The sequence below is a fragment of the Streptomyces phaeoluteigriseus genome, from assembly GCF_001896135.2.
Lineage (GTDB): Bacteria > Actinomycetota > Actinomycetes > Streptomycetales > Streptomycetaceae > Streptomyces > Streptomyces phaeoluteigriseus.
This window is the reverse complement of the sequence record NZ_MPOH02000009.1, coordinates 262,044-277,624: the sequence shown is the minus strand read 5'-3', so window position 1 is coordinate 277,624 and position 15,581 is coordinate 262,044. Positions and strand designations below refer to the sequence as shown.

Below are 15,581 nucleotides of genomic sequence, written 5' to 3'. Positions count from 1 at the left end.
GTGGGGTGGGGCGGGTGGACGGGCAAGCGGCCGCGGACGTACGTCCACGAGGTTCGTCGACGACGGTCCGCGGCCGGCCCGGGCTCTCTCTCCGTCAGCCGACCATGGGGCCCGCCGTGCCCGACAGGGCCTCCAGATCGCTCTTGCGGACCCGGATGACCAGCACGGAGATCACCACGGCGAGCAGGGCCATCGCGGCGGCCGGGATGAAGGCCGTCGATATCCCATGGGCGAGGACCTCGTGTCCCCAGGGAGCGGGCAACTGCTGGGTCGCCGCGAATTCGGCCTTCTGTTCCGCCGACCCCTCGGCGAGGAACTTCGGCACCTGCTTCTCCGCCTCGGAGGTGCTGGCCGAGCCGAAGACGGTGGTCAGGAGGGCCAGTCCGATCGAGCCGCCCACCTGCTGCATGGCGTTGAGCAGGCCGGACGCGGCGCCCGCCTCGTGCTGGCTGACGCCGGACACCGCGGTGACCGTCGCCGTCACGAAGTTCAGGCCCATCCCGAAGGCGAACACCACCATCGGTCCGAGCACCCCGCCGACGTAGGAGCTGTCCGGAGTGATGAAGGTCTGCCAGACGAGGCCGACCACCACGAGCGAGGAGCCGCCGAGCATGAAGGGCTTGGGGCCCAGGACCGGCAGGAACCGCTGCGACAGACCGGCGCCGAAGGCGATCGCGACCGTGACGGGAAGGAAGGCGAGACCCGCCTTGATCGGGCTGTAGCCGAGCACGTTCTGCACGAACAGGACGATGTAGAAGAACATGCCGAACATGGCCGCGGCGAGGCTCAGCATGATCACGTAGGTGCCGGAGCGGTTGCGGTCGGCGAACATCTTCAGGGGCGTGATCGGCTCCTTGGCGCGCATCTCCGTGAAGACGAAGACGACCAGCAGCACCAGTGCGATCCCGAAGGCGGCGAGGGTCACCTCGTCCCGCCAGCCCTCCTCGGCGGCCCGGATGAAGCCGTAGACCAGGGACGCCATCCCCACCGTGGAGGTGAGGGCGCCCGCGATGTCGAAGCGCCCGGGGTGCCGCTCGGACTCTCCGATGTACAGCGGTGCGAGGACGGCGATGAGGAGGCCGATGGGCACGTTGACGAACAGCACCCAGCGCCAGTCGAGCCACTCGGTGAGCATGCCGCCCGCGAGCAGACCGATGGCTCCGCCGCCCGCGGAGACCGCGGCGAAGACGCCGAAGGCCCGGTTCCGTTCCGGGCCCTCGGGGAAGGTGGTGGTGATGAGCGCCAGCGAGGTCGGCGAGGCGATGGCGCCTCCGACGCCCTGGAGGGCGCGTGCTGCGAGCAACTGCCAGGGTTCCTGGGCCAGTCCGCCCAGCAGCGAGGCGAAGGTGAACAGCAGGATGCCCGCCATGAACACCCGGCGTCGGCCGAGGATGTCGCCGGCGCGGGCACCGAGCAGGAGCAGACCACCGAAGGTCAGGGTGTAGGCGCTGACCACCCAGGTGAGGTCCGTGGTGCTGAACGCGAGCGCGTCTTGAATGTGCGGGAGCGCGATGTTCACAATCGTCGCGTCGAGTACCACCATGAGTTGGCACGCCGCGATGACGGTGAGCGCGATGCCGGGATGCCCCTCCCGGCGAGGCGCGCCCGGTTTCTGGTTCTGGATCAACGGAGAGGTCGTCACTATGGGTCCCCCACAAGTGCTTTAGTGAACGCTGGCGTTCACTGCCGCGTCAACCGTAGTGAGTCCCCCGTAGTGAACGCAAGCGTTCACTTTCAGTGCCTTTCCTCGACGTGTCCGTCGCCGCCACCCACGGCGCCCCGCCGCTCCCCGCATCCGCCCGCCCGCTCACCCTGCTCGCTGGAGACATACAGATGGTTACTTCGCGCTGGACGGCCGCTCCCGCTCAGGCGGCCTCCTCCCGTCGGCGCGGCGCCGTACTCGAACGCGCGATCCTCGACGCCGCCCTGGATCAACTGGGCACGGTCGGGTGGAACGGCCTCACGATGGAGGGTGTGGCGGCCGGAGCCCAGACCGGAAAGGCGGCCGTGTACCGGCGCTGGCCGTCCAAGGAGGACCTCGTCGCCGACGCCCTCCGTGCAGGACTGCCGCGCCTGGACGCGGTGCCCGATCTCGGGCATGTGCGCGAGGACCTGCTGGTCCTCACGCGCAAGGCCCGCGACGCCATGTACTCCCGGCCCGGCTTCGCACTGCGCTCGATCATTCACGAGTGCGATCCGAGCCAGGCGGAGCGTTTTCATACCCTGATCGTCGAGGGGGTCGTCGAGCCGACCGTGCAGCTGCTGCGTGAGGTCATCTGCCGTGGGATCGACCGAGGCGAGGTGCGGTCGGACGCGGTGAACGGCTATGTCCTGGACGCGATCCCGGCCATGATGATGTACCGCTCCAAGATGTGCGGGAGCGAATGGAGTGACCGGGAGATCGAAGAGCTGATCGACCAGCTCATGCTGCCGCTGCTGCGTCCGGTCGCGGGCTGAACGAGGTGCCGGCGGGGCCTCGGTGATCGTGCGGGCGGTGCCGGGGGCCGGGTGTCGCGAGGGGATCCGGGCGGCGTAGGCTGAGGCCGCCATGGCGTACGAACCACCCACTCACACCGTCGAGCGCTCCCTCCGCGCCACGACCGGAGCCAAGGTCATCGCGGGCGTGGACGAAGTGGGCCGCGGTGCGTGGGCCGGCCCCGTCACCGTCTGCGCGGCGATCACCGGACTGCGCCGGCCCCCCGTGGGTCTCACGGACTCCAAGCTCCTCTCCGTCAAGCGTCGCAACCAGCTTGCGGTGGAACTGGAGACGTGGGTGACCTCCTACGCGCTGGGGCATGCCTCTCCGGAGGAGATCGACGACATGGGGATGACCGCCGCCCTGCGGCTCGCCGCCGTGCGTGCCCTGGACGCCCTGCCGGTCCGTCCCGAGGCGGTGATCCTCGACGGGAAGCACGACTACCTCGGCGACCCCTGGAGGGTCCGCACGGTGATCAAGGGTGATCAGTCGTGTGTGGCGGTCGCCGCGGCTTCGGTGCTCGCCAAGGTGCAGCGCGACAAAATGATGGCCGAACTGGGTGTCGACCATGCAGACTTCGGTTTTGCGGACAACGCCGGGTATCCGTCCCCCGTGCACAAGACCGCACTGGAGGAGCGGGGCCCCACCCCGTACCACCGGTTGTCGTGGGCGTATCTTGATGCGCTGCCCCAGTGGCGGCACCTCAAGAAGGCCCGCGGCTGGGCGAACGGACGTGTTCCGGAGATCGAGGGCCAGCTCGGCTTCGACTTCTGACGGTTCCGCTCGCACTGATGTGCCACCCGCTGGCGCGAGTCGCACCAATGTTTGATAGATATCAGCCCATGCCTCTCATTCCCGAGGAGCCTCAGATTCACGAGAGTGCCCAGGGTCCCCGCGCCACTCCGGCCAGTGGCCGCACCGCGCCGACCCCTCGACCCGTACCCGGTCCCCGTCCCGCGGCTCCGCCGCGTCCCGGTCGGCCTGGTCCTGTCCGGCCCACTCCGCCCGTGCAGCGCACGCCGCGCGATGTGGCCGCCAAGCCCGGGCCTTCGGCCCCGGCCGCCCCTGCTGCTTCCGCTTCGGCGACTCTCCAGATCCAGCTGATCCCGGCCTCGGCCGAGGGTGCGCTGGACGCCGCCGAGGAGGCCGTCGACCTGCTTCTCGAGTCGGGCCGCGCCCCGGGTGAGGTGCTGGTGATCACCACCGGGGAACTGCACCCCTGGGCGGCCCACGAACTGTCCTTCGGTGAAGCGTCCTACTGGGCGCAGCACGACACCGGGGACGACGTCTTCTACGCCGGTGCCGCCGGGTTGGAGCGGGCGGCGGTGCGTCCCGTCGTCGTGGTGGCGGTCAACGGCGGCCCCGGTACCGCTGCCGCCACCGCACTTCCCTTGGCCCGCGCCCGGGCCGGTGCCCTGCTGATCGTCTGCGGTGACCCGCAGGAGATCAACTCGGTGCTGGGCACAGGCGTCTGAGCCGGCTTCCGGTCGCCCGGGAGGGCGTTCGGATGCGGGAGGCGCCGCCCTCGCGGCGTTTCCACGGTGGGTCTTCGCCTGCACGGACCTGAGGAAGTCGGGTCGGCCGCCTTGGCATGTGCCCGGACGGGGCTCTGGCGTCACCGGGCACGGGCGCGCGGCTGCGCGCTGCGGCGCCCGTGGACACCGTCACGAGGGGTGCCAGGTGTTCCGTCCTCGGTGCCTGCTGCCGTATGGGGCGGCGCGGTGTGGCGCGGTGCCGTGCACGCCGGTCACGGTCCTCCGGGACCCCCGTCCGGCGAAGACGGTCGATTCTCCGGCAAGGCGGATCGTTCCTCCGGCAAGGCGGATTGTTCCTCCGGCAAGGCGGATCGTTACTGCCGACTCGGTGGGGGGAGTCGGCAGCTCTCAGCGGGCGGCCGCGCGGCGCAGCACCTCCGAGGCTGCGCCGCCGGTCCGCGGCAACGGCGCCGGCGCCTCGGACAGGGCGAAGGGCTCCGGCTCCGAATCGGCGTGGGGACGACGGCCCCCGCGGCCCTCGCCGAGGACCTGCCAGCCGTCCCGGGTCAGCGTGATGTAGGCCCCGCAGCGCAGCCCGTGCAGCGTGCAGGCGTCCCGCAGACCCCACATCCAGGCGCCGTCCTCCTCCGTCCAGCGTCCGTCGCCCTCACGGCAGTAGAGCAGCACGGCGGTGCGCACCGGGGTGCGGCGCCGTAGATCGTGCGGGATGACCCGGCGCAACTGGTCGAGCAGCGCGTTGCGGAACATCCAGCCGTCGGCCTGGGTCTGGCGCCGCGTGAACGAGGCGCTGGCCAGCAACCGTTCGTCCAGGTCGAGCACGGCCACGATCGCGGTGGCGGGCTTCGGCCGATGACGTGCGTGCAGGCCGCTGACGACCTCCCGCGGGCTGCGCAGCAGCGGAATGCCGGCCGAAGCCCACTCCGCGGGTTCGAGCAAGCGGTTGGCGGAAGCGGCGGACGACGACAACGATGCCGAGGACGGAGCGAATCCGAGGGTCACGGGCCTCCCTTCGGCTACGGCCCACACCTGCGGGCGGTCGGATTCGGGGGCGCGCACGCCGCAGCAGAGCCCTGCCGGACCACGGGCGAGCCGTGCGGGGAGCGGAATTCAATTCTTCCTGTCGAACTTGGATGCGGCAACGAGCAATTGGGGCCGGAGACCCTTATGTGGCGGAGAGTGTCTTATATCCCTACCCCGTCAGCGCGGGGTGACGCGCGCACCGGCTCTCCACCCTACGTTCACCTGCCGGGGAGGCGGCGTTTCCCGACGGGTGAGCGGGCGGCGCGACTCTTACTCCGGCCGTACAGCCTTGGCCGCGCTCGCTCACACAGGGTGAGGTGGCCGATTGTCAGTGCCATCGGGTTGCATGGGGGCATGGACAACCTGGAGCTCCGCACCGAAGCAGACGCCATCCTCGCCGAACTGGTGGGTGCGCCGGGGGCGCGGCTGCGGGAGGACCAGTGGCAGGCGGTGGCAGCCCTGGTCGAGGAGCGCCGACGGGCCCTGGTGGTGCAGCGCACCGGCTGGGGCAAGTCGGCGGTGTACTTCGTCGCCACCGCTCTGTTGCGCCGGCGCGGCTCCGGGCCGACGGTGATCGTCTCGCCGCTCCTCGCCCTGATGCGCAACCAGGTCGAGGCGGCGGAGCGAGCAGGTATCCAGGCACGCACCATCAACTCGGCCAATCCGGAGGAGTGGGAGACGATCTACAAGGAGGTCGAGCGTGGCGAGACCGACGTCCTCCTCGTCAGTCCCGAACGCCTCAACTCCGTCGATTTCCGCGACCAGGTGCTTCCCAAACTGGCGGCCACCACAGGCCTGCTGGTGGTCGACGAGGCGCACTGCATCTCCGACTGGGGCCACGACTTCCGTCCCGACTACCGCCGGCTGCGGGCCATGCTCGGCGACCTCGCCCCCGGCGTGCCGGTCCTGGCCACCACCGCGACGGCCAACGCGCGCGTCACCGCGGACGTGGCCGACCAACTGGGCACCGGCGCCGGCGAGGCCCTGGTGCTGCGCGGCTCGCTGGAGAGGGAAAGCCTCCGGCTCGGTGTCGTCCGGCTGCCGGACGCCGCCCACCGCCTGGCCTGGCTCGCCGAGCACCTGGACGAGCTGCCGGGCTCCGGGATCATCTACGCGCTGACGGTCGCCGCGGCCGAGGAGGCCACCGCCTTCCTGCGGCAGCGAGGCTTCACGGTGGACTCCTACACGGGCCGTACGGAGAACGCCGACCGGCTCCAGGCGGAGGTCGACCTCCAGCAGAACAGGGTCAAGGCGCTCGTGGCGACCTCCGCGCTCGGCATGGGGTTCGACAAGCCGGACCTGGGATTCGTCGTCCACCTGGGCTCGCCGTCCTCGCCGATCGCCTACTACCAGCAGGTGGGCCGCGCGGGCCGAGGGGTGGAGCACGCCGAGGTGCTGCTGCTGCCCGGCAAGGAGGACGAAGCGATCTGGCGCTACTTCGCCGACACCGCCTTCCCGCCCGAGACGCAGGTCCGGCAGACCCTCGCGGCCCTTTCCGACGCGGGGCGACCGCTGTCCGTGCCCGCCCTCGAGGCGCTGGTGGATCTCCGTCGCACCCGGCTGGAGACGATGCTGAAGGTCCTCGACGTGGACGGGGCCGTCAAGCGCGTGAAGGGCGGCTGGGAGAGCACCGGGCGGCCCTGGGCGTACGACACCGAGCGGTACGCCTGGGTCGCCCGGCAGCGGTCCACCGAGCAGCAGGCGATGCGCGACTACGTGAGTACGACCGAGTGTCGGATGGAGTTCCTGCGTCGGCAGCTGGACGACGAGGGCGCGGTCCCGTGCGGCCGATGCGACAACTGCGTCGGCGCCTGGATCGACGCCTCGGTCACGGCCGAGGCCCTGACGGGGGCGACGAAGGAACTGGACCGCCCCGGGGTGGAGGTGGAACCGCGCCGGATGTGGCCGACGGGCATGTCCGCTCTGGGCATCGACCTCAAGGGGCGTATCCCCGCCCGCGAGCAGTGCTCCACCGGCCGCGCCCTCGGTCGGCTCTCGGACATCGGCTGGGGCAACCGGCTGCGCCCCCTGTTGGCGGAGAACGCGCCCGACGGTCCGGTCCCCGACGACGTCCTGAAGGCCGCGGTGTCCGTCCTCGCCGACTGGGCGCGCTCCCCTGGCGGCTGGGCAGCGGACGGGCCGGACGCCTCGTCCCGCCCCGTGGGGGTCGTCGCCGTCCCGTCCCTGGCCCGCCCGCAGCTGGTCGGCTCCCTCGCCCAGGGCATCGCGACCGTCGGCCGTCTCCCCTTCCTGGGGACCCTGACGTACACCGGGCAGGGCGGCGCCCACGCGGTACGCCGCAGCAACTCCGCCCAGCGGCTCAGGGCGCTCTCGGCCGCCTTCACCGTCTCCGAGGAGCTGGCCGACGCCCTGGCGGCCTCGCCGGGGCCCGTGCTGCTCGTCGACGACTACACCGACTCCGGCTGGACCCTCGCGGTCGCCGCCCGGCTCCTGCGCCGGGCAGGCGGCGAGGGGGTGCTTCCGCTGATCCTTGCCGCGGCGGGATGAGCCTTCCTTCTGACCTGCTTGTTTCTTGCACTGGTTCGCCTGGCATCCGGCGCGCGCCCCGAGCGGGCACCGCAGTTCGGGCTCGTGGAGACCAGGGTCATGCGACGTCCACCCGGCGGCCCTGGCCGCCGGTGAGGGTGCCGGCGCTCGGCTTGGCCGCCTTCCAGCTCGTCTGTGACCTGGAAGTCGGTGCCGGTGTCGATGTCGAGGTCCCGGCCGCACGCGACGTCTACGTCCCTGCCTCAGGGGCGCGCGGAAGCCCCGGCCCGCTCGGGGACGGCCGGCTTGGGTTCGGTCGTCCTGATGGGCAATCGATCTGCCTCCCATCGATTGGCAGCCACCCTCGACGCCTGGGGATTTGACGTGTCCCTGGCCCGAGTTATCCACAGGGTCAACCGGATCCTCGCATTCCGCGAGATCGTCTGCGCATGACGAATCACAGCGAAACGACTGGTTCCTTCGAAAACGGCGACATCACCGGACATGAGGGATGTACCGGGCCCGGGTCGTACGAGGGTCGGGCCGCCTACGAGGGTCGGGCCGCCTACGAGGGTCGGGCCGCCTACGACGGTCAGGTCGCGCACGGCGATGACGAGTGCGAACCCGCCTCCGGGTACGACCGGGAGGCCTCGTACGAAGGCCACGTCCCGTACGACGGACGCCCCGCGCACGACGGAAGCCCCGGCTTCGACGAAGGGCCCGCGCATCAGGTCACCCTGCGCACGCCGGCCGAGCTGGCCGACGCCCTGCCCTACCTGCTCGGGTACCGCCCCGAGGACAGCATCGTGCTCGTCGCCCTCCATGACCGGGGTGGCAGGGGCAGGTTCGGCGGCGCGCGCGCCTCGGCATCCCCGCCAACCCGGCCGACTGGCCCGCGGTGGCCAGGCAGCTGGCACAGGGCCTCGTGACCGGCAGCGAACGCAGGGGAGCACGCCCCGCACAGATCGTCGCGTACCTCTGCCAGGATCCGGCGAAGGGCGAGACGGGCGGCCAGGTGAGGCAGCGCCTCCAGCCGCTCGCGCAAAGGCTCCGTGTCGAATGCGGTCGGCTCGACATCCCGGTGATCGAGGCGCTGTGCATCTCGGACGGCCGCTTCTGGTCGTACTGCTGCTCCGGCGCGGATTGCTGCCCGGTCGAGGGGGCGCCGATGGGCCTGCCGGGCACGTCCGTTCTGGCCGCGGCGGCCACATACGCCGGGATCCAGGTGCGCGGCACGCTTCGGGAGCTGCGGGCCCGCCTGCTTCCGTTGGAAACGAGCGTCGCCGTGGAACAGGAGGTGGCCCTCGACACGGCGGGCATGTCCCTGGTCCCGAAGATGCTCCACGACGTGAGCCGCGCCGCAGTCGCGGAGGAGACCATCGCACTGGCCGCACGCATCATTCGCCGGTTCTCCGGAACACCCACGGTGACCGGCACCCTCCCCGCCGACCGCCGGGACGACGAACTCCTGGCCCCCGAGGAGGCTGCGGCCCTCATCCTCGGACTCCAGGACCGTGTGACCCGCGACCGCGCCGCCGAGTGGATGGAGGGCGACGAGGCGGCACCCGCTCTGCGCCTCTGGCGAGCGCTGGCCCGCCGCTGTGTCGGCCCCTACGGCGAGCACGCGGCGGCCCCGCTCACCCTCGCCGGCTGGGTCGCATGGTCCACCGGTGACGAACTGGAGGCCCGCGAGGCCCTCGCCATGGCCCTGGGCGCGGACCCGAGCTACCTCTTCGCCCGGCTCCTGCACCAGGCCTGCAACCAGGGTCTGGACCCGGAGTCGGTCCGCCGCTGCCTGCGCGCCGAACGCGAGGGCCGCGGGGATGAGGAGGCGGGGGAAGGGGCCGACCATCCGGCTGAGGCTGAGGCTGAGGCTGAGGCTGAGGCTGGGGCTAGGGCTAGGGGTGGGGCTGGAGCCACAGCCCACGCCGGGGCCGAGAGCCATGACAGCGGCGCCGACGACACCAACGTTCGGGGCGAAGCGGAGCGCGCTGCGGCGTCCGATGCCCACGGTGCGACCGGTCGCGGTTCAGGATCGGCGTCGGTCCCTTCAGCGGCTGTCGGCCGACGGCGGCGCCGTGTGCGTTCCGCGGGCTCGACGCGCCCCACCACTCCCGGACGGGGCGAGTCCCGCTCCCGCACCCGTACGTCCGACAAGGCCTCCACGCGGCGGCGGAGCGGCTGCGCCGACGGCGACGAGATCGACGGGCTGACGTGATCCGGTACCGGATCGGCGCCGCACTGCGGGGCATGCTAGGCCGGTTGTCCCACCGGGCCGGCTGGGCGACCGCTCGCGGCCGGCCGGCCAGGATCGCGGCCGACCGGCCGCCCCACCGCCATTCGGTGGGCCGCCGCGACCGCGGGCGTGACCTGGTGGAGCCCGGCTCCGTTCACCTGTGTGGCGGACAGCCCGCAGGGGGCGTGCCGCCGCGCCCTGCCGAAGCCTGCCGTCGCCCCTGCCCGAGGCGTTCAGAGAGCAGAAGAAGTCACCTCATGGATCAGCCGACTCCGCCCTCAGTCACCGACGAACGCCCGGGCCTCCCACAGCGGGGGGCCCCGGCACCTCGGTCTCCACGAGAGTCCCCGCCGGGCACGGTGCCGCCGGCCCAGGGAGCGCCTCCGCGTCGCCCGGCCGAACTGCCCCCGGTCCACACGGCGCTGATCTGCGTCGCCCTGCCAGGCCTCGCCATTTCCACCGACGAGGGGCAGCTGACCGGGCGCGGGCTGGAGGGGTACTACCGGGCGGGCCGACGCGTCCTGTCCCGCTGCCAGGTGCGGATCGCCGGACGCGAACCGCTCATGGTCCAGGCGCGGATGCAGTCGGCGGACCGGGCCCGTTTCGTCGGTACCCTGCGTCCCACACCGCATGGGGGACCGGACCCGGACCTCCTCGTCGAGCGGACCCGTACCGCGGACGGCGTCGAGCGCATCACGCTGCACAGCGCCGCCATGCGCCCGCTGCGCCTGCCGGTGGAGGTCGCCCTCGGCACGGATCTGGCCGACCTGGGCGCCATCGCGGCCGGCACCGTAGGACCCGAGCTGCCCGCCAGCGTCCATGATTCCGGGCTGCGCTGGTCCAGCCCCGTCGGGACCGCCTGCGTCACGGCCGACCCGCCGCCCGTCGACGCGCTCGCCTCCGCGGGACTTCTGCGCTGGGAGTTCGACGTGCCACCGGGCAGCACCGTGACCGTGGAGCTGAGAGTCCGCCTGGAGGGTGCCGGACCGGTGCGGAGCGTGGGACGTGCCGCGACAAGTCCCCTGGCCGCCGCGCGGGCGACCGGGGACGACCCACGGGTCCGGCAGTTCCTCAGCACCAGCATCGAGGACCTGGAGGCCCTCCTCGTTCGCGATCCCGTACACCCCATGGACATCCACCTCGCCGCCGGAGTCCCCTGGCGCTGCGGGCGGGCCCCCGCCGAAGCGCTGGCCGCGGCCCGCATGACGCTGTCCCTCGGCACGCGGCTCGCCGCCGGAACCCTGCGCAGCCTCGCCCGCACCCAGATCCGGGACGGACCGCGGACGGGCATGATCCCGGGCTCTCGGCGTGACGCGGGCGCGCACCTGCCCCCGGGCTGCACGGGGGACGGAGGCGACCTTGCTCTTCCCCGTCCTCCTGGCCGAGGCCCGCCGCTGGGGACTGGCCGAACGCGAGGCGGAGGAACTGCTGCCGACGGCCGAGCGCTGCCTGACCTGGTTACGGGACGCCGTGGGGGAGGACGAGTACCTCCGCGACCCCCAGCCCGGCGGCCCCGTCCGCTGCGAGACGCAGGCCCAGGCCCACCGTGCGGCACTGCTCGGCGCCGACCTGCTCGACGCCCTGGGCAGACCGGGCGGCCGCGGGCTCCGGGAGTGGGCGCAGGCGCTGCGGACCGCGTTCCGGAAGGAATTCTGGATCGACGATCCAGGAGGGGGCCGTCCTGCGGCCGCCCGGACCCCGGACGGTCGCCCGGTGCCCCACCTGGGAGCGGGCGCCGTCCACCTCCTCGACACCGGCCTGCTGGGCGGTGGGGAGTACGCCCCGGGACTTCTCGACAAGGTGCAGACCGCACAGTTGGCCCGGCTCCTCGGCAGTCCGGTCATGGACTCGGGCTGGGGGCTGCGCGGACTCGGCGCGAAAGAGGTGGGTCACAACCCCTTCGGTCACCGCGGCGGTGCCGTACGGGTCCATGAGACGGCTATCGGCGTCTCGGGGCTGGCGGCGGCCGGGTACGAGAAGGAGGCGGGGTCCCTGCTGCGAGGCGTACTGGCCGCGGCCGAGGCCTTCGGCCACCGGCTCCCCGAGATGTACGGCGGGGAGCAGCGAACCGAGGGGAGCGCTCCGCTGCCGCACCCCGCCGCATGCCGCCCCGCAGCCACCGCGGCCGCCGCAGGGGTCCTCCTGCTGACCACTCTGGCGGGCATCCGGCCCGATGCCCCGGCCGGCACCGTGACCCTGCGCCCCCTGCGCAGCGCACCCCTGGGCGAACTCGGCCTCACGGGACTGCGGATCTCCGGTGCCGCCTTCTCCGTACGGGTCAGCCGACTCGGGCTGGCCATGGTCGAGGAAGCGGCCGAAGGGCTGCAATTGGGCGCGTGACCTGGCATGACAGAGGACTGGCCGACATCCCGGGCGAGGAGTGACGAACGCCCGGACCGCGGTGGATCAGCCGCCGAAGCGGCCGACGAAGGGAGTGTTTATCGTCAGGAAGACGACTATGATCGCCGCATGCCCTACGACCCGTCAGCATTTCCGCCCTTCGCCGTCACCGTGGACCTGGTCGTGCTGACCGTGCGACGCCATGCCCTGTGTGCGTTGGCGGTGCGCAGGGGCGAGCCGCCGTTCCAGGGGCGGTGGGCGCTTCCCGGCGGCTTCGTGCGGGACGACGAGGACCTCTCGCAGGCCGCGGCACGCGAACTGGCCGAGGAGACCGGGCTGCGCGCGCATGGCCCCGCCGCCCCGGACCAGGACAACGGCGCTCACCTGGAACAGCTCGCCACCTACGGCGATCCCAAGCGGGACCCCAGAATGAGGGTGGTCAGCGTCGCCCACCTCGCCCTCGCCCCGGATCTGCCCGCGCCGCGCGCGGGCGGCGACGCCAGCAACGCGCGCTGGGCACCGGTCGAGGAACTGCTGCAGCAGGGTGGTTACGGCCGTGACGGCGAACCGGTGGCGCCACTCGCCTTCGATCACGCGCAGATCCTCGCCGACGGGGTGGAACGGGCCCGCTCCAAGATCGAGTACTCGTCGCTGGCGACCGCGTTCTGCCCCACCGAATTCACTGTCGGCGAGCTGCGCCGCGTCTACGAAGCGGTGTGGGGTGTGGCGCTGGACCCGCGCAACTTCCATCGGAAGGTCACGGGCACCCCGGGCTTTCTGGTTCCCACGGGCGGTACCACCACCCGTCAGGGCGGCCGCCCCGCACAGCTCTTCCGCGCCGGCGGCGCGACCCTGCTGAACCCGCCGATGCTGCGGCCCGAGGTCTGATCCGGGCGCACGCACCGGGACGCGACTGACGCGACTGAGGCGGCTGACGCGGCCCGGCCCGCCTCGGGCCGTCTACCATGCCCTCGCCGCTCGCCGCTCGCCGCTCGCCGCTCGCCGCTCGCCGCTCGCCGCTCGCCGACCGAGGGCCACGCGTCCGGGTCGATCACCTTACCGGTCAGGGCGGTTGGTACCCCGGCCGATCGGCGTCCCGCAGCCAGCCGTGCTATCCCCCAAAAAAGGGACATAGCGCGCTATCTTGCTACGGGTGATCCAGGCCTTCGGACTGACCAGTAATCCCCGCAAGGGCCTCCCACTCGCGCTCGACGACGTGTCCTTCGAGGCGCGCGCGGGACAGGTGACCGTGCTGCTCGGAGCAGCGGGCGCGGGTAAGACCACGGCGTTGAGGCTCATGCTCGAACTGCAACAGGGCCGTGGCCTCACCTACTTCAGAGGCCGCCCCCTTCACCGCATCGCCCACCCGTCACGCGAGGTGGGTGTCCTCCTGGGTGACGTGCCGGGGCATCCCGCCCGTACCGTCCGAGGCCATCTGCGCATGCTGTGCGCGGCCGCCGGCGTTCCGGGCCGACGGGCCGACGAAGTCCTCGAAGCGGTCGGCCTGGTCAGCCTGCGCGACGAACGCCTCGGCACGCTCTCCCGCGGCATGGACCGTCGGCTCGGCCTCGCCTGCGCCCTTCTCGCCGACCCGCACACCCTGGTGCTCGACCACCCGGCAGACGGCCTCTCCGAGCGCGAAAGCCGGTGGCTGCACGGCCTGCTGCGCGCGCACGCGGCCCAAGGCGGAACCGTCCTCTCGACCACCTCCGACCCGAAGGAGGCCGCCCGCACCGCGGACCGGGTGGTCACCCTGGACCAGGGCAGGCTCGCCGCCGACCAGGAGGTCGCGCACTTCGCCCGCACGCGGCTGCGCCCCCGGGTCGCCGTCCGCAGCCCGCATGCCGTGCGTCTGGCCGCTCTGCTCACCAAAGAGGCCCGTACCGCGCGACGCTCCGTCGAGGTCGTGCAGGAGGACGGCAACCGCCTCTTCGTGTACGGCAGTAGCTGTGCCGACATCGGAGAGGCCGCGTTCCGGCACCGCATCCTCGTCCATCAACTCGCCGACGAGGTGGGCGACATGGGGCCCGGAGCCGACGGCCGGCCCGCGGAGCTGACGTCCGCCGGGCAGGAGACCGGCGGCTCCGGCGACGCGCCCAACCGTGCCGACACGCGTGACCCGCATGACCCGCATGACGCGCGTGAACCCCGTGACATGCGTGACCCCCGTGACACGCGCGACCCCCGTGGCGGCCGTGACTGCCATGACGTGGACCCCCGTGGTGCTCGTGACTCCCAGGCGTCCGACGGTGTTGTGCCCCGCGCTGACACACCCGTCGCAGCAGCCGACGGCGCTACCCCGGACGACCCGAACGCGGCCTCCACTCCCACCGGAACCCGGCCCCCGTCACCCTCGGCCGTTCCAGATCCCCCCGCCGTTCCAGATCCCCTCGCCGTTCCGGATCCCCCCGCCGGCGCGACAGCTCCCGTCGGGGAGCCGACCGGACCCGGAGCCGTCGGGACAGGACCCACCGCCGCCGGCACGCCGGAGCCCGCCGGTCAACAGACCCCGCCCGGAGTCACGGAGAGCGTCGGTCAACAGACCGACGACTCAACGGTCGGCACCGCCCAACCCACCAGCACTCCGGCCAAGGGCCCTTCCCGCGCCCTCGAGGGTGCCCTGCCCGCCCTGCCACCGCCCATCGCAGTTCGTTCCGCCCCAGCCGCTCCGCCCTCTCCGCTACGAACTGCGCCGCGCCTGCGGCGTCAGCACCGGCTTCGTCACCGGCGCCGTCGTCCTGATCGTCTCGGCCCTCACGACCCTCGTTCTGGCCCGTATCGGCCACACCCCGCAAGCGCGACTGCTCGCCGCCTGGCCCGTGCAACTGCCGCTGCCCCCGGCCGCGCTCGGCGCGGGCCTGCTCGGTGCGCTCTCCTTCGGTGACGAGTTCCGCCACCCCGCCCTGGCGGCGGATCGCGGGGGCGTGCCCCGCAGGCTGGGTCTGCTCACCGCCAAGCTGCTCGTCTCCGCCCTCACCGCGCTGTCGCTCGCCTTCCTCACGGCGGGCTGCAATGCCGAAGTGCTCTATCTCTTCTACGGACCGGAGCTCGCGCGGGTTCCCGCCGACTGGCTGCACCTGAGCGTGAGTTGGCTCGCGCTCACGGTCGGCTGTGCCTGTGCCGGTGTCCTGGCCGCGGGTGTCTTCCGGTCCACCACGGCAGGGCTCGCGGCGGTGGTCGCCGTACCGGTGGCCGTCGTACCGCTCGTACAAAGGGCCGTGGAGAGCGCGTCCGTTCGAGCCGCCGCCGGGGTGTCGGTGCGGCTGCGGGAGGTGCTGCTCTCGCAGTGGCCCTTCGGGGGAGACCGCTATCTCGCAGCCGCGTTGCGGGTGGTCACCCAACCCGTGGGCGGGGCACTGGCGTTGTCACTGAGCGGTCTGCTGTGTGCGTATCTGCTCACAACGCTGCGCAGTCGGGTCCGATGATGACCGTCCATGTCCATCTGGAGCCTATTTGTGCGCAACTCCCCGGATGGAGCCCATTTCTTTCCGATAAGGCGTCAATTGCGACGGGGTGAGCGATCACC

7 protein-coding genes and 3 pseudogenes are annotated in these 15,581 nt (G+C 72.3%); 8 read left to right on the top strand and 2 right to left on the bottom strand.

Features of this window, described 5'->3' with window-relative positions:
- Positions 1-94: 94 nt before the first annotated feature.
- Positions 95-1,642, bottom strand: coding sequence for an MFS transporter (locus tag BM536_RS09000; RefSeq protein WP_073492780.1), 1,548 nt, complete (start codon positions 1,640-1,642; stop codon positions 95-97).
- A 191-nt stretch (positions 1,643-1,833) separates the two neighbouring features.
- On the opposite strand from BM536_RS09000, the gene BM536_RS08995 reads away from it, so the two are divergent.
- From BM536_RS08995 to BM536_RS08985, 3 genes are all read left to right on the top strand, one after another.
- Positions 1,834-2,457, top strand: coding sequence for a TetR/AcrR family transcriptional regulator (locus BM536_RS08995; protein WP_073492788.1), 624 nt, complete (start codon positions 1,834-1,836; stop codon positions 2,455-2,457).
- A 91-nt stretch (positions 2,458-2,548) separates the two neighbouring features.
- Entirely contained in the window at positions 2,549-3,250 is a 702-nt protein-coding gene (locus BM536_RS08990) for a ribonuclease HII (protein ID WP_073492778.1), read from the top strand.
- A 68-nt stretch (positions 3,251-3,318) separates the two neighbouring features.
- Positions 3,319-3,951 (top strand): hypothetical protein, encoded by a 633-nt coding sequence (locus BM536_RS08985; RefSeq protein WP_073492776.1) that lies wholly within the window; start codon positions 3,319-3,321, stop codon positions 3,949-3,951.
- 408 nt (positions 3,952-4,359) lie between these two features.
- Here BM536_RS08985 and BM536_RS08980 read toward each other — a convergent pair whose 3' ends face one another.
- Positions 4,360-4,971 carry a hypothetical protein gene (locus BM536_RS08980; RefSeq protein ID WP_073492774.1) on the bottom strand — a complete coding sequence of 204 codons (612 nt, stop codon included), beginning with the start codon at positions 4,969-4,971 and terminating at the stop codon, positions 4,360-4,362.
- 375 nt (positions 4,972-5,346) lie between these two features.
- Here BM536_RS08980 and BM536_RS08975 point away from each other — a divergent pair, with 375 nt between their 5' ends.
- The 5 genes and pseudogenes from BM536_RS08975 to BM536_RS08955 all read left to right on the top strand — a co-directional run bounded on the left by BM536_RS08975 (position 5,347) and on the right by BM536_RS08955 (position 15,480).
- On the top strand, positions 5,347-7,500 hold the full coding sequence (locus tag BM536_RS08975) for a RecQ family ATP-dependent DNA helicase (protein ID WP_073492772.1): 2,154 nt from the start codon (positions 5,347-5,349) through the stop codon (positions 7,498-7,500).
- Positions 7,501-7,928: 428 nt separating this feature from the next.
- Positions 7,929-9,697 (top strand): annotated as a pseudogene (locus BM536_RS08970) (DUF4192 domain-containing protein).
- 275 nt (positions 9,698-9,972) lie between these two features.
- Positions 9,973-12,055, top strand: a pseudogene (locus BM536_RS08965) (glycogen debranching N-terminal domain-containing protein).
- Between the two features lie 129 nt (positions 12,056-12,184).
- On the top strand, positions 12,185-12,943 hold the full coding sequence (locus BM536_RS08960; protein WP_094102781.1) for an NUDIX hydrolase: 759 nt from the start codon (positions 12,185-12,187) through the stop codon (positions 12,941-12,943).
- A 265-nt stretch (positions 12,944-13,208) separates the two neighbouring features.
- Positions 13,209-15,480, top strand: a pseudogene (locus BM536_RS08955) (ABC transporter ATP-binding protein).
- Positions 15,481-15,581: the final 101 nt, after the last annotated feature.

Bases quoted from the DNA above. Each gene is read 5' to 3' on its own strand.
- BM536_RS08995 (WP_073492788.1), top strand. From the start codon at position 1,834: ATGGTTACTTCGCGCTGGACGGCCGCTCCCGCTCAGGCGGCCTCCTCC.
- BM536_RS08990 (WP_073492778.1), top strand. From the start codon at position 2,549: ATGGCGTACGAACCACCCACTCACACCGTCGAGCGCTCCCTCCGCGCC.
- BM536_RS08985 (WP_073492776.1), top strand. From the start codon at position 3,319: ATGCCTCTCATTCCCGAGGAGCCTCAGATTCACGAGAGTGCCCAGGGT.
- BM536_RS08975 (WP_073492772.1), top strand. From the start codon at position 5,347: ATGGACAACCTGGAGCTCCGCACCGAAGCAGACGCCATCCTCGCCGAA.
- BM536_RS08960 (WP_094102781.1), top strand. From the start codon at position 12,185: ATGCCCTACGACCCGTCAGCATTTCCGCCCTTCGCCGTCACCGTGGAC.